The organism is Thalassobacillus sp. CUG 92003, from assembly GCF_013618635.1.
GTDB lineage: Bacteria > Bacillota > Bacilli > Bacillales > Halobacillaceae > CUG-92003.
The window spans coordinates 327,194-349,849 of record NZ_JABLSJ010000001.1 but is presented as its reverse complement, the minus strand read 5'-3'; the positions used below and the strand labels follow the sequence as shown (position 1 = coordinate 349,849).

22 protein-coding genes are annotated in these 22,656 nt (G+C 47.4%); 2 read left to right on the top strand and 20 right to left on the bottom strand.

The annotated features are described in order from the left end of the window. Positions 1–8 precede the first annotated feature (8 nt). The 4 genes from HOP45_RS01610 to HOP45_RS01595 form a co-directional block, all read right to left on the bottom strand. Positions 9–761, bottom strand: coding sequence for an SDR family NAD(P)-dependent oxidoreductase (locus HOP45_RS01610; RefSeq protein WP_181347143.1), 753 nt, complete (start codon positions 759–761; stop codon positions 9–11). Positions 762–773: 12 nt separating this feature from the next. Continuing rightward, positions 774–1,550 carry an SDR family oxidoreductase gene (locus HOP45_RS01605; RefSeq protein WP_181347141.1) on the bottom strand — a complete coding sequence of 259 codons (777 nt, stop codon included), beginning with the start codon at positions 1,548–1,550 and terminating at the stop codon, positions 774–776. Between the two features lie 36 nt (positions 1,551–1,586). Continuing rightward, positions 1,587–2,819, bottom strand: coding sequence for an acyl-CoA dehydrogenase family protein (locus tag HOP45_RS01600; protein ID WP_181347140.1), 1,233 nt, complete (start codon positions 2,817–2,819; stop codon positions 1,587–1,589). 182 nt (positions 2,820–3,001) lie between these two features. Continuing rightward, positions 3,002–3,208 (bottom strand): hypothetical protein, encoded by a 207-nt coding sequence (locus HOP45_RS01595; protein ID WP_181347138.1) that lies wholly within the window; start codon positions 3,206–3,208, stop codon positions 3,002–3,004. 243 nt (positions 3,209–3,451) lie between these two features. Here HOP45_RS01595 and HOP45_RS01590 point away from each other — a divergent pair, with 243 nt between their 5' ends. Beyond that, entirely contained in the window at positions 3,452–4,258 is an 807-nt protein-coding gene (locus HOP45_RS01590; protein WP_181347136.1) for a ZIP family metal transporter, read from the top strand. A 230-nt stretch (positions 4,259–4,488) separates the two neighbouring features. After that, a complete protein-coding gene (locus tag HOP45_RS01585) occupies positions 4,489–5,577 on the top strand; it encodes a diguanylate cyclase (RefSeq protein WP_181347134.1) in 1,089 nt (362 codons plus the stop codon). A 24-nt stretch (positions 5,578–5,601) separates the two neighbouring features. Here the strand turns inward: HOP45_RS01585 and HOP45_RS01580 are convergent, their stop codons facing one another. The 16 genes from HOP45_RS01580 to HOP45_RS01505 form a co-directional block, all read right to left on the bottom strand. Next, positions 5,602–7,251, bottom strand: a complete 1,650-nt coding sequence (locus tag HOP45_RS01580) for an amidohydrolase (protein ID WP_181347133.1) — start codon at positions 7,249–7,251, stop codon at positions 5,602–5,604. Positions 7,252–7,265: 14 nt separating this feature from the next. After that, a complete protein-coding gene (locus HOP45_RS01575; RefSeq protein WP_181347131.1) occupies positions 7,266–8,702 on the bottom strand; it encodes a sodium:solute symporter family protein in 1,437 nt (478 codons plus the stop codon). 405 nt (positions 8,703–9,107) lie between these two features. Further along, positions 9,108–9,836 (bottom strand): SIS domain-containing protein, encoded by a 729-nt coding sequence (locus tag HOP45_RS01570; protein ID WP_181347130.1) that lies wholly within the window; start codon positions 9,834–9,836, stop codon positions 9,108–9,110. Positions 9,837–9,851: 15 nt separating this feature from the next. Further along, positions 9,852–10,595: a creatininase family protein gene (locus HOP45_RS01565; protein ID WP_181347128.1), complete on the bottom strand. Its 744-nt coding sequence runs from the start codon at positions 10,593–10,595 to the stop codon at positions 9,852–9,854. Positions 10,596–10,600: 5 nt separating this feature from the next. Beyond that, a complete protein-coding gene (locus tag HOP45_RS01560) occupies positions 10,601–11,596 on the bottom strand; it encodes a phosphotriesterase family protein (RefSeq protein ID WP_181347126.1) in 996 nt (331 codons plus the stop codon). 49 nt (positions 11,597–11,645) lie between these two features. Next, positions 11,646–12,941 carry a PTS ascorbate transporter subunit IIC gene (locus HOP45_RS01555; protein WP_181347125.1) on the bottom strand — a complete coding sequence of 432 codons (1,296 nt, stop codon included), beginning with the start codon at positions 12,939–12,941 and terminating at the stop codon, positions 11,646–11,648. A 31-nt stretch (positions 12,942–12,972) separates the two neighbouring features. After that, positions 12,973–13,245, bottom strand: coding sequence for a PTS sugar transporter subunit IIB (locus HOP45_RS01550; protein WP_181347346.1), 273 nt, complete (start codon positions 13,243–13,245; stop codon positions 12,973–12,975). After that, positions 13,245–13,691 carry a PTS sugar transporter subunit IIA gene (locus tag HOP45_RS01545; protein WP_181347123.1) on the bottom strand — a complete coding sequence of 149 codons (447 nt, stop codon included), beginning with the start codon at positions 13,689–13,691 and terminating at the stop codon, positions 13,245–13,247. Before HOP45_RS01545 ends, HOP45_RS01550 begins: the two co-directional genes overlap by 1 nt. A gap of 11 nt (positions 13,692–13,702) precedes the next feature. Then, positions 13,703–15,799 (bottom strand): BglG family transcription antiterminator, encoded by a 2,097-nt coding sequence (locus HOP45_RS01540; RefSeq protein ID WP_181347121.1) that lies wholly within the window; start codon positions 15,797–15,799, stop codon positions 13,703–13,705. 231 nt (positions 15,800–16,030) lie between these two features. Continuing rightward, the gene (locus tag HOP45_RS01535; RefSeq protein ID WP_181347120.1) at positions 16,031–16,876 is read right to left on the bottom strand and encodes a Cof-type HAD-IIB family hydrolase; all 846 of its coding nucleotides are present in this window, start codon (positions 16,874–16,876) and stop codon (positions 16,031–16,033) included. Continuing rightward, on the bottom strand, positions 16,873–17,829 hold the full coding sequence (locus tag HOP45_RS01530) for a transketolase family protein (protein WP_181347118.1): 957 nt from the start codon (positions 17,827–17,829) through the stop codon (positions 16,873–16,875). The genes HOP45_RS01535 and HOP45_RS01530 overlap by 4 nt, the downstream gene beginning before the upstream one ends. Before the next feature lie 3 nt (positions 17,830–17,832). Continuing rightward, on the bottom strand, positions 17,833–18,660 hold the full coding sequence (locus HOP45_RS01525; protein WP_181347116.1) for a transketolase: 828 nt from the start codon (positions 18,658–18,660) through the stop codon (positions 17,833–17,835). 19 nt (positions 18,661–18,679) lie between these two features. Further along, a complete protein-coding gene (locus HOP45_RS01520; RefSeq protein ID WP_181347115.1) occupies positions 18,680–19,945 on the bottom strand; it encodes a PTS ascorbate transporter subunit IIC in 1,266 nt (421 codons plus the stop codon). Between the two features lie 27 nt (positions 19,946–19,972). Further along, positions 19,973–20,245 carry a PTS sugar transporter subunit IIB gene (locus tag HOP45_RS01515; RefSeq protein WP_181347113.1) on the bottom strand — a complete coding sequence of 91 codons (273 nt, stop codon included), beginning with the start codon at positions 20,243–20,245 and terminating at the stop codon, positions 19,973–19,975. Next, the gene (locus HOP45_RS01510; RefSeq protein ID WP_181347111.1) at positions 20,245–20,700 is read right to left on the bottom strand and encodes a PTS sugar transporter subunit IIA; all 456 of its coding nucleotides are present in this window, start codon (positions 20,698–20,700) and stop codon (positions 20,245–20,247) included. The genes HOP45_RS01515 and HOP45_RS01510 overlap by 1 nt, the downstream gene beginning before the upstream one ends. Beyond that, positions 20,697–22,601, bottom strand: a complete 1,905-nt coding sequence (locus HOP45_RS01505) for a BglG family transcription antiterminator (RefSeq protein WP_181347109.1) — start codon at positions 22,599–22,601, stop codon at positions 20,697–20,699. Before HOP45_RS01505 ends, HOP45_RS01510 begins: the two co-directional genes overlap by 4 nt. Between the last annotated feature and the right edge of the window lie 55 nt (positions 22,602–22,656).

Below are 22,656 nucleotides of genomic sequence, written 5' to 3'. Positions count from 1 at the left end.
TCCTCGATTCAAAATGTTAAACCGCCGCCATCCACCATCAACGTTTCACCTGTGATAAACGAGGCTTGCTCAGACGCCAGAAAGACGACCGCTTCGGCCACCTCTTCAGGTTTTCCGATGCGCCCCAGCGCGTTCGCTGAAGAAATAACGTCCCATTTCCGTTGGTCTTCACGCCAGTTATCGACGATCGGCGTATCGATCACACCCGGTCCCACGGCGTTCACACGGATGCCATAACGGCCGTATTCCAAGGCAGCATTTTTCGTAAGCGTTACAAGACCGCCTTTGGATGCGTTATAAGGGCCTGTCCGTTTCTTCCCCTTAAAGCCGAGGACACTCGATGTATTGATAATCGCGCCGCTGCCTTGCTCCATCATAATCGGAGCGGCATGTTTGATGCCGAGAAACACCCCTTTCAAATTGACATCGACCACCTGATCCCATTCAGCTTCAGATAACGCGTGCAGCTTCTTCTCTTGGCCGCCGACCCCCGCATTATTAAATAAAATATCCAGGGAACCGAAGCGCTTGTGGGCAAAGACGACTGCTTCCTGCACACTCTGCTCTTGTGCCACATTGATTTCACGAAAAACTGCCGTGCTCCCTGATGCTTCAATATCGCCAGCCAGCATCTCGCCTCGTTCAATGTCCCGATCAGCTATCATAACGTTCGCGCCTTCTGACGCCATTTTGATCGCCGTGGCACGGCCGATTCCGCTGGCTCCACCTGTAATCAACGCATTTTTCCCTTCCAGCTGCATCGTCAGAACCTCCTATACCGCGTGCATGCCACCATCCACGGTCAATATTTCGCCGGTGACATAATCCGACGCCTTTGATGCCAGAAACAAAGCCGCCCCCATCATGTCTTCATCTCCGCCCAGACGCCCGAGCGGTGTCCGTTCCAGAATCATATCCTGGCCGGCGTCCAGCAAGCCTTTGGACATTTTCGTCGGAAAGAAGCCCGGCGCAATAGCATTAACGTTAACGTTGTCAGGCCCCCATTTCGCTGCCAAGTCTTTCGTAAATGTGACAATCGCCCCCTTGCTCGTGTTGTATCCGATAGCATCCATGAACCGTGCGTCCGTTCCTTTTAACCCGGCGACGGATGATATGTTGATGATTTTGCCCGATTGCTGCTCGACCATATGTTTACCGACGGCTTGAGACATGAGAAAAGCACCGGTTACATTGACGTTCATCACTTTTTGCCAGGCTTCCAGCGGCATTTCCAGTGCAGACGCTCCCCATGACGCCCCACTGTTATTAACGAGGATGTCGATTCGACCGTATGTGTTAACCGTTTCATCAACGACATGGGCCACTTGATCCTGATCCGTGACATCACACGCCAGAGCCCGTATGTTTCCTCCTGCGTCAGCTATTTCTTGAGCTGTTTCTTCACAGTTCTCCACCTTTCTTGAACAAATCACAACGTTTGCTCCAGCATCGGCAAAGGCTTTGGCCATCTGCTTCCCTAGACCGCGTCCGCCGCCCGTCACAATCGCTGTCTTACCATTTAAGTTGAACAAATGATCGATCACACTCATCCTAGTCCTCCTCACAAAATTGATAACGCTTTCATATTAGTTTGAAAAAATTTTGTCCCGTTTCGCTGCCTGCTGACGAAGTTCGAGTTTGGCAATCGCCTGGCGATGGACTTCATCCGGCCCGTCCGCAAGACGCAGCGTCCGGATCCCAGCATAACTGCTTGCAAGTGGAAAATCTTCACTGACACCCGCGGCTCCGAGCGCCTGAATCGCACGGTCAATGACTTTCAAAGCCATATTCGGTGCGACCACTTTGATCATCGCAATTTCTTTTCGAGCTTCCTTATTGCCCACTTTATCCATTTTATCCGCCGCTTTTAACACGAGCAGACGCGCTTGCTCAATTTCGATACGCGAATCGGCAATCCATTCCCGAATGACACCTTGGTTAGCAAGTGGTTGGCCAAATGGCGTCCGCTCTTCGACACGCTTGCTCATAATCTCAAGCGCCCGTTCCGCAGCACCAATCGTGCGCATGCAATGGTGAATCCGACCCGGTCCGAGCCGTCCTTGAGCGATCGCGAATCCTTTGCCTTCACCAAGGAGGATATTCTCCGCCGGCACCCGGACATCCGTAAAGGTGATTTCTGCATGCCCATGAGGCGCATCATCATAACCGAAAACCGGCAGCATCCGCTGAACCTCAACTCCCGGTGTATCCATCGGCACAAGAATCATCGATTGCTGTTCATGGCGATCAGCCGATTTGTCGGTTTTCCCCATAAAAATAAGGATCTCACACCGCGGGTCACCAGCGCCGGATGACCACCATTTGCGGCCGTTAATGACATATTCATCACCCTCACGCCGAATATCCGCCTCGATATTCGTAGCATCAGACGACGCGACATCAGGCTCCGTCATACAAAAAGCCGATCGGATCTCCCCGTTAAGTAAAGGCTTGAGCCACCTCTGCTGCTGCGCCTCAGTGCCATAACGCACGAGCACTTCCATGTTCCCCGTATCAGGAGCACTGCAGTTAAATACTTCCGGCGCCACCACCGACCGCCCCATAATTTCACAAAGCGGTGCGTATTCTAAATTCGTCAAACCGTGTCCGTGCACTTGATCCGGTAAAAACAAATTCCATAACCCCGCCTGCTTCGCTTGCTGTTTCATTTCGTCCATAATGGGTGGAATGTCAGAGAATCGCGTATCCTCTCCCAGTTGCTCCTTGTAAACATGTTCATTCGGATACACCACGTCTTCCATAAATTCCTCAAGCTTAGCCCGCAGCGCATTCACCTTGTCCGAATAAGAAAAATCCATTCCCGCACCTCCACTTTCCATAATACTAACCGGTTAGTATGTTCAACCCAAAAAAAATCACCAACCCTATACACCCCACTATATCCCAACTATTCAGAAAATTCAACCATGCGTACCTGGTACAAAACGGCGATATAGAAAAGAGCCGGGCGTGTCATCTGTACAACACCCAATTCTATCAATTAACCCATCGGCCCGCCTGCATTTCCGGAACCTCGCCTGGCCGCTGCATCTTTATGAGCTTCGCGATTACGTTGTTCATTTGCCTCATGATCTTCACCCTCCCATTGTTTAGTCGGGTGTTTCTGTTTATAGCGAACGTCTCGCAGCTTAACCAACGCCACCGCTATTACCGCAACTGAAATTACCACTATAGGAAACCACGACATTGAAATACCTCCTTCTATTAAACTATACGATACGAGTCCCCTAACGTTTCAAACTTCGGAAGACGGATGGACCAAAAAACCAATGACACGCCCGGTTCTTTTGAAAAAGCCACTTTTGTACCAGGTACGAAATCACGACAAATATATAAGTTGACACTCATTTCTAAGAGGAGTATCATACGATTATAAGTTTCCCTAAGGCAAAAAAATGATACGTGGTAAAAATAGATAGGAGAGGTAAATATGGAATTTTTCACTTCATTGAGTCCGGTTATGCAAGCATTGCTTGGAACATTGTTCACATGGGGAATGACAGCATTTGGTGCGGCAGCTGTCTTCTTTATGAAAGGAACGAATCAAAAACTAATGGACGGGATGCTGGCCTTCGCAGGCGGCGTTATGATTGCGGCAAGTTTTTGGTCGTTGCTTTCCCCTGCGATTGAAATGTCACAAGAAAGCGCGGTACCTGGTTACGTGCCGGCTGTAACAGGGTTTTTGTTAGGCGGGGTTCTTCTCTTGCTCGTTGACAAACTCCTGCCCTTTCTTCATCAAGAGTATTATTTTACTGAGATTAAAGATATCAAAGCTAAACATCGAACAGCCTTACTCGTCTTTTCGATCACCCTCCACAATATACCGGAAGGCTTAGCAATCGGGGTCGCGTTCGGAGCCTTGGCTGCCGAATTTTCTAATGCATCCTTAGGCGGTGCAGTAGCTCTGGCCCTGGGAATCGGGATTCAGAACTTCCCTGAAGGGATGGCCGTGTCGATGCCCCTCCGACGAGACGGCATGTCAAAAATGAAAAGTTTCATGTACGGCCAGTTTTCTGGGATGGTCGAACCGATTTCAGCCGTTATCGGCGCCCTGGCCATTATCATTATCGATCCAATTCTGCCATACGCGCTTAGTTTTGCTGCCGGCGCCATGATCTTTGTCGTGGTTAAAGAAATCATCCCCGGCTCTCAAGAAAAAGGCCACGTCCAGCTATCCTCGATCTTTTTAATGATCGGATTTGCAGTAATGATGGTCCTTGACGTAGCGCTCGGCTAAAATAAATACTCTCATAAATACCAAAGACGAGTTCGGCGATTACGCCAAACTCGTCTTTTTAATTTCACCCCCGCAGACTTCGACACACCCGGCTCTTTTCAAAAACCCACTTTTGTACCAGGTACGCAACAACTTTAAAAATATTACGATTTATTGCACACAGGGAATAAAATCATGGTATAATGTGCCTATAAAAATGAGTGGCATTGCTGGCCATAGGAGGAGACGTCATGGGGATGATCAGTGATCTAGTCGTCAATATTTCCTTGTTAATTTCGTTTACGTTCGTTTGGCACCAACTGTTCCGCCATAACCGGCTAACGTTTTCGTCTTCTTTAACCATTAAGACATTGGACGGGCTGCTTGCCGGGATTCTGGGTATCATTTTAATGCACTACAGCCTTATCGTAAACGACATCACGATTTTGGACTTAAGACATATCCCCGTCGTCATGGTCGCTTTTTATGGCGGATTTATCCCACCCTTGATCGCAGCTGCCGTCATCACGGTTGGACGCTTTTTAATCGATGTCAATTTTTCCTCATTTGTATCCTTGTTCATGATGCTTGCTATTGCGTTAGGCGCGGGAGTTATTGCCCGCGTCATCAAAAGCGGGAAATGGAAGAAATGGACGTGGCTGCTCATTTACAGCCAGGCCGTCTTTTCTCTTGCCTTATTCATCGTGGTCGATGAGTTCAACCAAGTTTTGGATTTTGCCTTCATTCATATCATCAGTACCATGGTTGGCGGCTATATGATTTTTTATTTTGTGGACTACATCAGAACCAATAGTGAACGTTACTTTCAATATAAAGAAAACGCCGAACTTGATGCTCTAACTGGCCTCTATAATGTCCGGTCGTTTGACCATTTTTACAACACCATGATCGTAGAGAGCATCGAAGCTCATGAATGCTGCGCGGTATGTTTACTGGACGTAGATCATTTCAAACAAATCAATGATACATACGGTCATCCTGCAGGTGATGAAATATTGCAGCAGTTAGCCAGCTTGTTGGCGGGACTCATCCGATATGAAGATAAACTTTCCCGGAATGGCGGTGAGGAATTCTCGATTTTATTACCGGACTGCCAACAGGAGCAGGCCAACCTCATTGCTGAACGCATCCGCGGAGCTGTTGAAACCTATCCGTTTACATTACCAGACGGACAAATTATTCGACTCACTGTTTCCATGGGCGTTTCCGCTTTCAACGGAGAACCAGGCGGGGATCAAGAAAACCTCTACCAGGATGCCGACGCAGCCCTCTATCAAGCCAAACAAAACGGCCGAAACAGCGTTTGCACCCCAAGATGACACACCCGGCTCTTTTCATTTTCCTCATTTTGTACCAGGTACGCTTCCCCGTTCGTAGGTGATTTCGCCGTCGATGATGGTGAGGTCGACGTTGATATCATTGACGGATCGCGGATCTACCTTTAGCGGATTCTGGTCAAGCACGGCAAAATCTGCTCGTTTTCCTTGTTCGATGGTGCCATTGTCATGTTCCGTTCCATTTAAGCGGGCGCCGTATATGGTCATTGATTTCAGCGCTTCGAGCACGGAGACGCGTTCACCTTCACCTAGCACGTGGCCATCCCGCGTGATGCGGTTAGCAGCAGCCCAAATCGAGAACAACGGCGAAATTGGCGTAATCGGACAATCGGAATGGAGCGTGTACAGGATGCCGTTCTCGACCACACTCGCGGTCGGATTGATGCGAGCTGCTCGCTCTGGTCCGAGAAAAATGTCACGATGACGGTCGCCCCAGTAATACACATGATTGATGAACAGCGATGTCGCAATATCATAGGTGCGGAGTTTCTCCACATCCTCTTCCCGAGCCGTTTGCAAATGTTCGATGCGATGACGATGATGTTTCTTCGGCTTAGCGTCCAACGCCTTCGTGTAGGCCTCAATGATCGAGGCGATCGCTAAATCCCCGTTTCCGTGAATAGCTACCCGGTACCCTTGATCGTGAAATTTTTGCACATAATTATTCAAAACATGTTGAGGTAAAACGAGGTCGCCATTAAACGTTTCATCTTCATGGTAGCCGCCGCGCAATGCCGCGGTGTACCCTTGAATAGAACCATCTTGAAACAGTTTCACACTGTCTAACGCACCGCGCCCGGCTGTATCTTCATGAATGCGCCCGTTCAGCTCCTCTGCATCAAGATCCGTGAGTTCCCCATTTTCAATCAAGTGATACATCACCATATAACGCATATGGATCGGGTTTTTCCCGCGCTTAACGGCTTCCATATGAGCCCGATATTCCTCAAAACCTAGATCCAGACCAACCGCCGCATCGGTACTCGTCGTAATCCCTTCCTTTAAATAATCATAGGTGGCGATTTCAATCTGTTCCACGAGCTCATCCAAAGAAGGTGCAGGCATGCGCTGCATTATGCGCTCCAACACGGGGAGCTCATACAAAACGCCGTCCAAATGCCCTTCTTTATCACGGCCAAAATGCCCGCCGGAAGGATCTGAAATATCGGCAGGTACCTCGCAATAGGAAAATGCTTGCGAATTGACGACGGCCAGGTGTCCTGAAATATGACGAATAAACACAGGGTGATGAGGAGCTGCGTCATCAAGCTCCTGTCTAAGAATGTGGCGCTTTTCCTTCAGCATCGTGTCATCATACCCCGATCCCACAATCCACTCTCCGGACGGTACGTAATCGGCTTCTTGTTTGACTGCGGCCAGCAAATCGCTGATCGACTCATTGGGCGGGGATGCGCAGTTAAGCTGCTGTTTTTGTCTGGCATACATCAACAGGTGATTGTGCGTATCAATAAATCCCGGGATCAGTGTGCGGCCGCTAAGATCCAGCCAGCGGTCAGCATCAGCATCAGGCCGGCCTTCTTCTGTCCAAATTTTCGCTATGCTGCCTCCGGATATGCCAACTGCTGAAGCAACGTGATCCCCTTCATCCAGCGTCAGGACGGTCCCATTATATAGAATGTGATCATATTTCACCATGCTTCTCTTCCTTTCTATGCATTGCTATTGTTTTGATTCGCGCGTTCAAAATCCTCAAAGTAGACAGCTTTTACTTTCTCATTCCCGGAATGGGAGGTGATGAGACTAATGATGATAATTGCAACCAGCGAGACTGAAAAGCCGATGATCGTCTCATCAATAGGTGTATTCAAATATGGCCAGATGATGGTGACGATCCCGGAAAGCATCATGGACCATAACCCAGCCATAGCTGTAACCCGCTTCCAAAACATCACGGCTAAAAACGGGATAACCAATGTCACAGCTGATACACGCAAGGCCCACTGATACATATCAATAATATTCGTAATATTGTAGGCGACAATCAAGCCTAATACCGAAATCAATACAACGCTCAGGCGCGACACGGTCATTTTTTCCCGTTCACTTGCATGAGGTTTCATTAACCGTGCATACAAATCCTGCGTTAAATTGGAGCTGCCTTGTAATATGAATGAATCAGCGCCAGTCATTAGCGCAGACAACAGGCCAACCAGGATAATGCCTCCGAGCGCCGGGGGAAGTAAATCCACTGTTACATATGAAAATATCAAATCCGGGTTTATATCGGAAGGCACGTATTGCCGTGCAATCACACCGATGGCATAAGGCAAAATGGAAATGACCGTACCAATCACCACAGCTGTGATGCCTGCCTTTTGAGCAACATCGGCAGACTTGGAAGCAAAAATTCGCTGCCACGTCGACTGCCAAATGAGATAAAATGGGCCAACCGATAAAGCGTAAATCAGGACTGCCCCGACGCCTTCCTTGCCAAATGGGGTCAAGTAATCCTGTGGTGTCGCAGCGAGGATTTCCTGCACACCGCCTCCGTACATGACACTGGCTACAAACAACGCCACAATCCCGACAACAAGGATGATAGATTGGACGGCATCGGTAATGATCGTAGCCGGAAGTCCCCCTAAAATCGTAAATCCAATGATCAGTAAAAAGGCAAGAATGACGCCAGCGTTAAAAGACAGATCGAAGGCAAGTGTAAACACCGTGGACATGCCGACAATTTGCAGGGCAAGCGTAGGAACAGAATAAATGAACGCAGATAAAATCGATGGAAAAATCCCGATTTTGCTTCCGAACCGTTCACTAAATAAATCTGCTAAAGTATACAACCGTTGCCGCCGTAATGGTTTGGCGAATAATACAATCAAAAGTAACGTAAATAAGTACGCCGGTAATGCAAATTTAAAAAAGCCGGACATCCCAACGGTAAAACCCATGCCGACCCAACCTATAAATACCGCCGCGCCACAAAACGTACTGATAATCGTACCGACAATCGGCCAGAACCCCATACTCCAACCAGCAATTAAATAATCATCTGAATGCTTGACTCTAAAAAAGTACCAAAGCCCCATTCCAAATAAAAATCCAAAATAAACAATAAAATACCCTAAATACCAACTCATGTAAGTCCCTCCACACATCTATTAGACCCTATGGTATATCAAAATAGTAAAAATGCATAATTCTAACCTGAACCCCCTGCACGAGCACAAAACACTGTGTCGAGGCATTTGAAAGCTATACCCCTCCCCACCGTGGATATAAACAAAATTTGCCGCAATATGTCAAAAGACCTCATGAAAATATGAAATGAAACACCCGGCCCTTTCGAAAAACCCGATTTTGTACCAGGTACGAAACAGGTACGAAACAATGGTACGGAACCGTCTGCACCCCAAAATGACACACCCGGCTCTTTTCATTTTCCCCATTTTGTACCAGGTACGAAATGGGGTACGAATGGGGACGAAAATACAAAGGCCAATCGCTGAGCGATTGGCCTTTGTTTGTGTAAACAGACGTTCATTCTATAGTTGGATCCGGTCCTGGTATTGTTTCAGCAGCCTTTGGTTATGCTCATCAGCCCCATCAATATTTCCGCTTAATAATACCGGCGGATCGATACCTTGATCAGCCAATTCTGCTATGCCCTGGCTGAACATACTGTGAATGATCGCGGCTCCGACAATAGTCGATCCCGGTGCAAACTTCACGTCCATCCGCTCATGTTCAAGCAGCGCATCGCCCGGCGGCACATGATTGTCTATTACGAGGTCTGCCGCATCAAGCAAACGCAAGCCATCTTTGTGCCGCGAAGGCTGGCTTTCTGAATACGCTTTCGATGTGAGTGCGATTGTATACGCCCCTTTTGCTTGCGCTAGCAAGGCCACATCAACAGGGACAGGATTCCGACCTGATGTCGATATGACCAGCATGATGTCGCCCGGCCGAATGTCTTCGTCCTTCATGAATGTTTCGGCATAATCATTTTTCCGTTCAAATTCGGAGGACCTAACAGCTCCCTCATGAAGCATAAGGGGTTCGTGGAAAATAGGATGGATGGGAACGAGCCCCCCTGCCCGGTAATAGACTTCTTCTGTCAATTCATGAGAGTGGCCGCAGCCGAACAAATGAATGATATTTCCGTTGGCTAAAGCTCCCGCTAGTTTGGTTGCGCCTGTTTCTAACACGGGTGTTTCTTTTCTTTCGACTTCTTCTAACAGGTCCTTGACCCGACTAAAATAGCTGGTGATCATGGGAAGTCCTCCTCTCTACTCCTCTTGTTCCTCTACTTTATCCAAGCCGTCGCGAATCATGTGTACCATTCGCTCAATCGAATAATCGAGTACATGCTGACCTTTTTCAGCAGTGGCTAATGTCGCATCTCCGAGAACGGCGCTTTCAGTAAAACCTTCCCAAGGAAAAGGAGTGTAATCCGCTTCTTCAGGAATATCGGGGATATCAGTCAGGGCACGTGTCATATCAACGGAATCCCCTGCTAAATAGAGCATAAATGACGTTTCGATTTCACACGCATGAAAATAAGCATGATGAGAACGAGGGGTTTCCTGAATCTCTTTTACCTTTTCACCCATACCAGGGTAAAACAAATAATACACGCGCAGCTCAGGACATACGTCAAACAGCTCCCGTGCTGCCATTTTTAAAGCGGTTTGATTCCCCAGGTGGCCATTGATCATTACAAACAATTTAAAGCCTTGCCTGTGAAGACTCTTCCCAATATCCACAATCATGGCAACCAATGTTTCATTTTCCACATGGATGCTTCCAGGGAAATTCTTCAAGCTCCATACTTGTCCAAAAGGAAGAACAGGAAGCTGAAACCCTTTGACCCTTTCCGCGACTTTTTCGGTTACTTTTTCAGCTAATTGATTGTCGGTCCCTAAGGGAAGATGCGGTCCGTGTGCTTCAACGGCGCCAACCGGCAGAAGTGCTACCGGGTGATCGGCTATGTTTCGCTCCACATCAAATGAATTTTCCTCTTGAAATTTCATCGGTATCACCTTTCCTTGAACGTCATGCAACGGGCTGGATTGTCGACAAAAAACTTCTGAATCAATTTTCCCCCGTCAAACCCGGCTTGATTTGCCTCATTCACAAACCGGGGCACCCAATTTGCGATGATGTTTTCAAAACCTAGACCGTAGTCATAATGCTTAAAATATGATTTTCGCGCCGTATCCCCACTAACTAGAATATGATTCTCGTACCCTTTAGCAACGAGATGCAAAATGGCTTCACTTCGCGCGCTGTCTGGCGCATACTTCACCTTAGATATCCCATCGAACGATAGATAGGCACCGGTTTTGGCGATTTGTTCATGATAGTAGGGATCAAGGTTACGGTCCATATGTCCGAAACTGACATTCTCCATAGGAACACCTTCACTTGTTAAAATCTCAATTTGTTGTAAGGCCATCGTTCCTGCTTCAGTATGGGAGTGAACAGGCGCTTTCGTGGCATGATGGGCTCTTGCGACAGCACGAATCGTCTTTTCTTCTAACGGTGTGATCCGGTTGTAACCTGTGCCGAATTTTACTTGCCCCGCACGATAGGACGTCCCTTCCAGCCCTGATTCCACTTCTTCAATGACAAAGTCAGCCAAACCTTCAATCGAGGTATTCTCAATCCATTGGCCATACGTCTCGTAATCCCCGACCAATGCTTGTAAATGGGCCGGCAGCCTGGCCGTCCAGAGAAAACTTTTATTAAATCCTGCGGTGCCGATAATGGACACACCGGTTTCTCTTGCTATATCAGCCACAGCCGGTACGTCACGGCCATAATCCACCGCGGTCGCATCAACGATGGAGTGGCCGCCATGCTTTTTAAAATCCATGACCTCTCGTTTCGATTTTTCCTTATCGTCTAGCAATAAGTCGTCCATTTGTTTTTCCTGCCAAAAAGGTGGTTCACATTTAATATGTTCGTGGCCGTACGTGAATCCTAGCTCATTGGGCGTAATATCTCCATGAAGCGTACGCACGATGCTCATCCCATCGTCCTCCTTGTAAAAAAGGAGAAAAAGGAACAGCCTTTTCCTCCTAAAAGATTAAGCGTGACAACATATCAACGAGTGGACCTAACAAGAACATATCCGAGTCTGCTGCCCACATCGCCGTGTCTGGAATGGTGTCAGATATAAGCATTTCTACCATGATAAACTGCCCCCACGCGACCACAGTAGCGGTGATGACCCCACCAAGGAAAGCGCCTCTCGCTCCGCCTGTAGCGTTGCCAAACACGCCTGCTGTAGCACCGTGGAAAAACAGCACAATCATCGTTGGAACAAACACATAGCTTACCGTGTTTCCGAGCACAGCCAACCAGACAAGTGCTGCTACGAAAGCACCGAGGAACCCTAGAATCACCGCATTAGGTGCATAAGGGAAAACGACCGGAGCGTCCAATGCAGGTTTTGCCCCTGGTACAATCTTGGAGCCAATCCCTTTAAAGGCCGGTACGATTTCACCGATGAACATGCGTACACCGACAAGTACAACTGCAATACCAGCAGCAAAGGTGAACGACTGAATCAAAGCATAAATATAAAAGCTTTGATCACCGGCTTGTGCAATGAGCTCTTGAGCGCCCGTCGTATCTTTAAATGAAATGATGACAGCTCCTGTGAAGAACAACAAGGCCATGGTCAACGCCGTGATCACATTGGAATCACGCAGAAATTCTAAGCCATTCGGCAATTTGATTTTTTCCGAGTCATTCTCTTTATTACCGGCATATTTGCCGCCCAACGCAGCTAATAATGCTACTGAAGCTGAGGTGTGACCAAGAGCAATTTGATCGTTGCCGGTGATTTTCCGCATGAACGGCTGCACAATGGCTGGCTGGACGGTCCAATAAATTCCCATGATCACAGATAAGAAGATGACGAGCTTCGTTGTGTTAACATCGCCATTTGCATGAACCACGATTCCAGCGAATATGGTTGTCGTCCAGAACATCATGTGCCCCGTCAAATAAATATATTTCAATGGTGTAATCCTTGCCAGTAAAACGTTAATAATAAATCCTAAAGTCATCGCCAAGGCTACAGCACTGCCATATTCAGAATTGAAGCTCTCCTGCCCCATAAACTCACCGAGAGGTTCCTGAGACAGCCCGAATACTTCCTTCCATAATGGCTCGAACACTTCAAGCGCACCGACGATAACATCCGAACCAGCTCCAATAATCAAAAACCCAATGATCGCTTTAAAGGTTCCGCTAATCGTTTGGCTGGCGTCTTTCTTCTGTAACAACAACCCCAGGAGGACGATTAATCCTAATAGGATGGCGGGTGTTCCAAAGAAGTTATTCGCTAACCAAAATACCACATCCATTACATTTACCCCCTTTATAATGCGCGATTATTTATGACGACGTAAAGTTCTCTTCAACAGCCTGATTAATTTCTTCCATGTCAAAGTAATTTTTTACGATCACGACTTTGCCGCTGTGATCCTTCAAACTGTCCGCCAACTCACTGCTAGTCACGACATAATCAGCAGGGGTGCTGGAGGCAGCGGAAACGTCCATATGCTCGACATCCGCTTTAATGTTCTTCTCATTAAGCGCCGTTTCAACATTCATTTTTAAAATCAAGCTTGTCCCCTGGCCTAATCCACATACCGTTAATACCTTGATCATGTTATGTCACTCTCCCTAAATATTTTTGAGAACTCTTCAAACGAGCTAGCTTGTTCCATTCGTTTGACGTATTCCTGATTATTTAACACCCTTGTCAGCTTGCGCAGTAGTTCCACATGCTCTTGGCTAGAGGCTGCTCCGAGTCCAAATATGAGCTTCACGGGATCATTGGACTGATGGCCAAAGCTCACGGGTTCTTTTAAATGGATACAAGAAACCGATGCTTCATGGACCCCATCTTCGGGCCGAGCATGTGGTATCGCAATCGCGGGTGCTAATACGAAATACGGCCCATTTTCATGATAAGCCTGGATCATCGCCTCAATATATTGCCTGTCAATAGTCCCTTCTTCTAATAAAACGCCTCCTGCAAGACGGATAGCATCTTCTGGTGTAGCTACTTCTTGATCAAATTTCAGGAGGGAATCATCTAAGAACTTCATAACCTAACCACCTATTCTTCTGAAAAATATGTCTCGATAAAGTGATGCAGTCGCTCTCTGTCATCCTGCTGGAGGATTTCTGTTTTGGCCGCCTGATCCGACATCATTTCTGTCAATTGGGTTAAGGGCTTCAAATGACTTTGTTCATCGGGCGTTGCTAAAACAATGAACAATTTAACATTTTTTCCTTTTAAATTGACTGAATGACGAAGGAGCAACAGACTAATCCCTAGCCCGAGCACCCCATCTTCACTTTTCGCATGAGGGATGGCAACTTCGGGCGAAATAACGACATACGGCCCTTTTTCTTCAATTAACTGAATCATGGATTGTACATAGTGGCTCGTTACAATGCCATCGCGAATTAACCCCTGCGAAGCATGTTCTACAGCCGATTGCCAATCAGGAACACGTTCTATAATGTCTGTTCGGGAAAGCGGTAAAATATCCGATAACGACGATGATCCACCCGAGCTGAGTTCTTTTGGCTCGGGAATGGCCATTTGTTTTAAATCACGTTTCAAGGCGGCTTCATCATGAACCGTTGCATGTCGCTTGATGACGTCTAGCATCTCGGGGAAAACATGCTGCTCGTGAATCGTCGACTGAAATAACTGATTCACTTCTTTAATAATCCGAACTTTTTCTTGATCACTTAAAATGGGAGGAGCCACAATAACCGGAACGCCCCGCTCTGGCAATGGAATGGTCGAAACAATGACATCCGCATTGATCTTAGAACGTTTGTACTCACGCAAGGAATAAACACCTTCGATATCAACTCCGGTTAGTAAGCCTTGCAACTGATTCTCCATTAACCTTGACGTTCCTATTCCACTCGGACACACGATGGCTAAAGAGCGCCGCTGATCGGGATCAATTCCCTCTTTTCGGAGCCAGCCGCCAAAATGCATGGCGATATAAGCCACTTCATCAAGCGAAATTTTTTTCCCGACCAAGCGTTCAAAATGAAAAACGACTTGCCGCGTCAAATTGAAAATTTCCGGATAATTTTCGCGAATTTTTGTCACAAGCTGGTTATCCACTTCAATGTTATAAACCATTCTGAAATAGGCAGGTTTTAAATGAATCAACATATTATTCGCTAGATTTTCATAGTCTTTAATTTCAATTAGAGCCAACTGCTCAAATTCTTCTATCATCTTATAAATAACGTGCTTTAATTGCTGGGATTCTTTTTCTCCCCAAGACGGGATGTCAAGATGGTTCACCCTGGCGCTTAATAAATGAGCAGCAAAGAAAACGGTCTCGTCTTCCTGAGCATGTTCAAACGCAAAGTATGCCTTTACCGCTTCGAAAAAATCAGCAATGCCTTCGTATTCCGCTGTCCCTTTCATCACTTCGTGTTCGACAGGTTCCATTTTCACAGTACATCCTAATTGCAAACGACGTATAAAAAATGAAAAACGTGTGATCAGACTATACAGAAGCTCATCGGTAAATTCGATCCCAATATTCGTCTCCAAATCGATTAATTGTTGAGTCAGCCAATCCCACTCCTCCTCACGAATAGGTGAAAACGTGTGGTGGAAATGCGATTGATCATTCCAATGCACATGAGCCGTTTCCTGATTGAATTTATTGATAAAGGAAACCATGGCCCGTCTTTTTTCTTTTTCTGCACCTTTAATTAAATAGCCGTCTGCTTGATTAAAATGCAAACTTAACTGATAGTCACTCAACAACGCTTTTAAAGCTTTAATATCATCCAATGTTGTATTCCGGCTTACATTGAACCCATCACAAAATCGATTGACCGTGAATCTTTCATAGGGATGAGCGCTTAAAAACAGGAAAATAATCAAGACACGCTCTTCATGCGCATACACATAATCACTTTCATAAGTGTCGCGCAACTCACGTTTCAACGTTTCGCGATCATCGTTATGAACCTTTACTCCTCGACCTGTAGATTGTTGCAGCTGTTGGAAACCTTGTTCGCTCAACCAATCGTTAATCGCTGACAAATCGTTGTACAAGGTCCTGTTGCTCACGTTCAAGTGTTCAGCTAATTGCGTTACCGTTGAATAAGAAGTATTTTGCAGTAAATACTGAAGCACGGCCGTGCTACGTTGCCCTAATGGCATGCTAACTCCTCCATTTTCGAACCATTCCTCTAAAGCAATTGCTTAATTACAGCATAAAAGATGACTTTTGTCTTAAGAAGACCAAATCTTTTCACTTAAGTTGTGCAAAAATTGGGTATTTTAACGTATTTTCTTTATGTATGTAGGAAGTACGTACGAAAAAAGACAGTAAACACATCTCTGAAAAACCACACCACAAAACGAAATAAATCCCTCCGTGGAGGGATTTATCTACTCAAATCGAGCCTGCAAATATTTATAAAGACCGTCTTCCGCATGAGAATAAGGCGTCACGACATCATAAGCTTCCTTCACCGTATCCGAACTGTTTTTCATAACGACAGCTTCAGCAGCCATATCCAATAATGGCATATCATTTTCCCCATCACCTACAGCCAGAAGCTCGTCCCGATCCACGTCAAAATAGTCAAGCAAGTGCTGGATGCCTGTCGCTTTATTTACGCCGGGTGCCATGACTTCAACATTGTGGTCTGACGAGGAGGAGATGGTAAAATCGACCTCTTGTTGCCACGCTTGCAGCGTCTCAATCCAATGCGTGATACGATCCTGGTCTTTGCTGAAAAAATAAAGCTTGATAATCGATTGCTGCTCATCGACACCATCTTTCCAGGCGATTTTCGAACGGAACGCTTCAATGCGTGATTTCCACTCGTGATCCATAACGGTGGCAGCGCGCGGCTCTTCCACCTCATACTTCAGCCGTTCCAAGTCCTCCGCCAGGGCGTACCTGCTTTCGGTCAGGGGATGGATTTCATAGTACAAGCCCACATCCCGTGCTTGCTGAACGAGCTTTTTCACGAGCGTACCTGGTACGGATTGGACGACAATTTCATTTCGTTCAGCGTGCACGATCATGCCGTTTGCGCCGACCATGCCATCGATTGGGAGTCCATGAGGGAGTACGCTGTCGATTTCATTCAAGGAACGACCCGTCGCCAGGAAAATCTTCATGCCTCGTTGGTGAAGCGTATGCAGATAGGTTTCCAGCTTTGGGGTGACGTCATGATGCTCGTTAAGCAGGGTGCCGTCCATATCCAGTGCAATGGCTTTGATCATGAGGAACTCACCTGTTCATAAATGGTACGTAGGCGTTCGGTCAAGGCGTCAGAACTCAAGCCATGCTCGTCCAGCAATTCGGGGTCTTTGCCACACTGACTGTACGCATCCTCGATTCCGATTCGCGTCATGCGGACGGGCTCATCACGGCTGGTGACACGACTGACCATCCCGCCAAATCCATGGGCTACAAAGTGCTCTTCGATCGTAATCAGGTGGTCGTGTTGCCGGGCAGCTGCCACAATGGCCTGTTCATCCAACGGTTTAATCGTTGGAAAATGAAGATGCGTGACATGAACCCCTTCCTCTTGTAAATTCTGAACGGCCTCATATACCCTCGGCGTCATCGCACCTGTCGAGAGGCAGGCGACATTCTGCCCGCTCGCAAGCTGATAACTTTTTCCGATTGCAAATTTGCGGTCTGAGCCTGGTAAAATGTCAAGCGTTTCATCCCGTGATAGACGCAAATAGACGGGCCCGTCATAACGCTGCATTGCTTCCATCGCCTGACGCGCTTCCAACGCATCCCCTGGCGACAGCACCACCATGTTCGGGAGCAGTGTCATCATGGCGATATCTTCGAACGAATGATGGGTTTTGCCGGTGTTGCTTGTCAATAAGCCGCTATAGGACCCGACCAGTTTCACATTCAGGGACGGCTGATCGACACTAACGACGATTTGATCATAAGCCCGCCGGGAAATGAACGCGCCAAAGCTACACACCCAGGGAATTTGGCCGCAGGAAGCTAAACCAGCAGCGACCCCCACCATATTCTGCTCAGCAATACCCATTTGCAGAAATGCGGATGGGTTCTCTTTTTCTACAAACGCGAGACGCGTCGAGTTGCCCAGGTCCCCATCTAAAGCGACTGTCCGTGCATCCTGTTGTGTCAATTCTGTCAGCGTTTCGCCAAAGACATTGCGCATGCTTTTAGATGCAGTTGTTCCCATGGTTCACACCTCCTCCAATTCTGACATGGCATGTTCGAATTCCTCATCTGTCGGCACGTTTGAATGCCATTTGAAATTACCTTCCATAAAACTGACCCCTTTCCCTTTAACCGTATGAGCAATCACCGCTTTCGGTTTTCCATCAGGGGCAGAGGTGATATGCTGCAGCGTTTCCTTAAGCGCCGAAATATCGTGGCCGTCGACTTCGCTCACATTCCAGCCGAATGCTTTCCATTTGGCCCCGTGATTTGAATCCGGTGTGTCCCGGCCGTTTTTATCGTCCGACTGCCATCCGTATTGTTGGAGATTGTTAGCATCAACGATGACAACTAGATTACCAAGCTGGTAGCGCTCGGCAACGCGGGCAGCTTCCCACACTTGACCTTCCTGGCTTTCACCATCTCCCAACAATACATACGTCTTATACGCTTTGTTTTGCCGTTTGGCCGCTAATGCCATACCAACGCCGGACGAAATCCCTTGACCGAGCGACCCGGTGGACATATCCAGACCGGGAAGCTTCGTCATATCAGGGTGGGCTTGGAGCCTTGAATGCAGCGCATCGAATGTCGCCAGTTCGGCGTAAGGAAAATAACCGCGCAAAGCAAGCGTGACATACAGTCCAATGGCAGAGTGGCCTTTCGATAAAACAAACCGATCGCGTTCCGGCCAGTCAGGGTCCTCAGGTTTAATCGTCATAATGTCAAAATAAAGCACGGAAAGAATGTCTGCCGCTGACAAGGGGCCCCCGACATGTCCTTGTTTTTGCTGGTAAACGGTTTCAATAACGCCTTTTCTGATACCTGCTGCGTGCATGATGAGTTGGTCCATGTCAGTCAGCTCCTTTTATTTATGAAAATAAATCAGCAAGAAGGCCGAGCAATATACCGATGATGCCAAAGTCAGAATCACCAAATGTCGTATTTTCAAAGCCTAGGTTGCCAAGTACAGGCAGCAAAAAGGCCGGCACGAAACTGATGATGACCCCGTTGGTAAAGCCGCCGACTGCCGCACCGATTCTACCGCCTGTCGCATTACCGAAAACACCTGCGCCTGCGCCCGTGAAAAAGTGAGGCACAAGACCGGGGATAATCAACGCGAGTGAGAAAATTCCAAGGAAGAACATACTGATCAACCCGCCGACAAAGCTGGCAAGGAACCCGATCAATACCGCAGTTGGCGCATAAGGGTAGATAATGGGTACGTCCAAAGCTGGCTTAGCGCCCGGCACTAACTTTTCGGCAATGCCACGGAAAGCGGGTACGATTTCAGTCAAGATCATACGAACACCGGCCATGATGATGCTGAAGCCTGCGGCGAATGTGATACCCTGCATGATCCCGAACATGATGTAGTTCTGATCACCAGCGTATTCGGAAACCACACTAGGTCCGGCTACGAGGACAAGGAACACAAACATAACAATCATCGTTAATGCTGTGGAGATCAATGAATCGCGTAAGAATGACCATTGTTGTGGAATTTTGATAGATTCTGTCGATTTTTCTTTATTTCCAATCGCCTTACCGACAAGACCTGATGATACATAACCGAATGTACCGAAGTGACCGATCGCAATGTCATCTCCTTCGGTAATTTGCCGCATGAATGGCTGTCCAATCGCTGGCATCAGCACCATGACAAAGCCAAGGATAACTGAGCCTAAAATAACGAGCGGGGCACCGCCCATGCCTGCTGCACTCAATACAGCTGATAGCAAAGCCGCCATGAAAAAAGTATGATGACCTGTTAAAAAGATATACTTCATCGGGGTGAAACGCGCAAATAAAATATTAGCGACAAAACCAAAGCCCATAATCAAGGCCGTTTCCGACCCCAGCGTCTGCTGGGCCAACGCGACAATCGCTTCGTTGTTCGGAATGACCCCCTGGATGTCAAAACGATCCTGGATAATGCCGCCTAATGAATCCAGGGACCCGACGACAACACTGGCACCTGCCCCGAGAATCACAAAGCCGATGATGCTTTTCAATGTGCCAGAAAACACTTTTTCAACGCGCGCCCGTTGCAGGAGCAATCCAATCAACACCATCAAACCAACGAGCACTTCTGGCAAACTCAAAATCTCATTCATTAAGAATTCAAAAAATCCCATCGTTCCCTCACTCCTCTCTCAATTTATTTATTGTTCGTCTAAAAATGCTTGAATCGCTTCGGCCACTTCATCCTCGCTGGCCACATTCTTCACTGCTTTTACAACTGATTTCCCGCCTTCAAGCTGGGATACAAATTCATTGTTGGTCAAAATGAGATCAGCTCCCATTCCTTCAGCTGTGCCAAGGTCGGCTGATTCCACGTCCGCGGTAATCCCCTGCTTGTTAATCACACGTTCTATCGTCATTTTCAACATTAAGCTGGACCCAAAGCCCATTCCGCATACGGCAAGTATTTTCATTATATTTCCTCTCCTTCAATAAAGTAGTTTTTTAACAGATGGATCAATTCATCCCGTGATTCTGTAGCGATCATGCTTTGACTCAAACCATCTTCTCCAATCCATGAAGAGATGATTTGCAATAAGTTTAGATGCGTTTCCTTATCGGAAGCAGCTAAACAAATCAGAATACGCACGCTCTGCTCGCCGAACTGAACAGGCTGTTGAAAGACCGTGATGGCAATGCCCTTTTCATTCACGCCTTGCTCAGGTCGAGCATGAGGCAGGGCTACATCCGGCGCGATAATAATATAAGGACCTAATTCAATAATATTGGTGATCATGGCTTGAACGTAATCATCTGTGATTTTCCCTTGTTGCAACAAAGGGCCGGCACTCACTCGAACGGCTTCTTGCCAATCCTCTGCCGATCTCTTCCATTGCACTGACGCTTCATTAAATATGGCGTTACTCATGTTGACCTCCTCGTTCCCGACTCGTGCAGCAATGACCAGTCTCGAATTTTTTCTGCTTGCTGTGGCTCCATTAATAGTTGATGCAAATATTGCAGCTGGGGAAGATGAGCCTTGTCATCAGGCGTCACCATGAAAAGTACAGCCTGCGAATAACGATCATGATGATGAAGCGGTTCTTTTAATTGCACCAGACTAAATCCCGGTTTTTTCACATGCGGCGAACGTGTGTGGGGAAACAAGACACCCGGGATGACTTCAAATAAATGCTCATCATTGATTATCGAGTCAACTAAGGACGTTTTGTACGCCGTCGAGATGAGCCCGCCTTGTTCCAGTAAATCGACCCCTGCTTCAATGATGTCTGACAACGTATGCGTCTCGCCCCCTTCATAAACCGCAATCCTTTCGGGAAGGATCAAGGAATGCACCGAGGAAGGCAAAGTCGCCCGATTCCGATGCTTGGGCAAGTGATCGGAGTTGGTTAAGAAATTTTGTAATTTCTGCAATTCTTCCTGTGTCAAAATTGGCTTGACGGTTACAGAAGGATAAGGGCTCTCCGGAAGCGTGACCGTGGAAATGATAAAATCCGGCGTCTCCCACTCCTCGACTTTCGATAATTCCGTCATGGCCAGCGTCCGCTTCACCTGAATTTGCGGCAAATGTTTCCGCAGTGTCGCTGTCAACAACCGACTTGTCGCTACCCCGCGCGGACACACGACCCACACTTGATACCGTTCATTTTCATGAGAAGACGTTTCGTAAATGGAAGCCAAGCGGATCACCATCGGAATAATTTGCTGAACACTCAGTTTATGCCCCTCCGGCATTTGGTCCATCACGGCTTCCCACGCATGATAAAGTAAAAATGAATATTGCGATTCCATGGTTTCCGCTAATGGATGGGTAAAATAGATATCCGCTTGAATAATCCACTTCAGCTTTTCCCACTCCTCAAGCAATTCAAGCCGCTCCTGCTCAGGCACCGCCTGAAAGCCAATCCGGTTGTCCATCTCCACAAGAAATGCCTGAAAATCTGCAGGTAACGTGTCAGGCTGTAACGATGTCAGCCCCTCAATGGCACGAAGATAAGCCCAGGCAAATGCTTGTTCACCGTCATCCGCTGCAAGTTCAGCCAATAAATCGTGTTGCCCGATATGCGACCAAAGTTCATTGAATCCCGCATGATCGACAGGTTCCATCGATTCAAGAGGCTCAAGCAAACACCCTGCTCGAAACCGTTCCAGCTGCAAGGCCAAAAGCCGAAATAGCGATGGAAGCGCTAACGTCTCCGCATGATTCCACCTCGCCGTCCATTCAGATAAAACGTCAAGATCCCGGATAGACAGATGCCCCCAATTCAAAAACGGCATCGGATTCGTCGTCTCCCACACACTTTCAAGCGCATCCATCACCGAGAGCAACGCCAGACGTTTATTACGCTCCGAACCATGAATACCAAATCCCCGGTTCCCCCGTTCGAGCGTCAATTTGAACATCCCAAGCCACTGTTCCACATCATCCATATGCTGAAGAACCGTCGCCTTGCTGACCTCAATCTCATCCGCAATATCACGGAGCGTCAACCACTTTTCATGCATCACGAGCTCATGAATGATCAACAAATAACGCTCTTTACCAGATACCGCACGCCCATCAGCATTCAACGCCTGGAAAATCCGCTTCATCACCGGCGCCTCCGGGACCTCCGCCAATTTCCAAACCCCCTGCCCCGTCTGATGCACTAACTCCAGTCCATAATCCTCAAGCCAAGACGCCACATGCTCCAAATCATAACGAAGCGTCCGTTCACTCACCAAAAATAAATCCTGAAACTCCTTCAACCGCAATTCCTCTCGACCATCTAAAATCGTATGAATCATCTGCCGCCTTCGCTCGTTCATTCCATCACCTCCTTTGGTAATAGTATAAAGTAGTTCGAACGATTTATGAATCCGC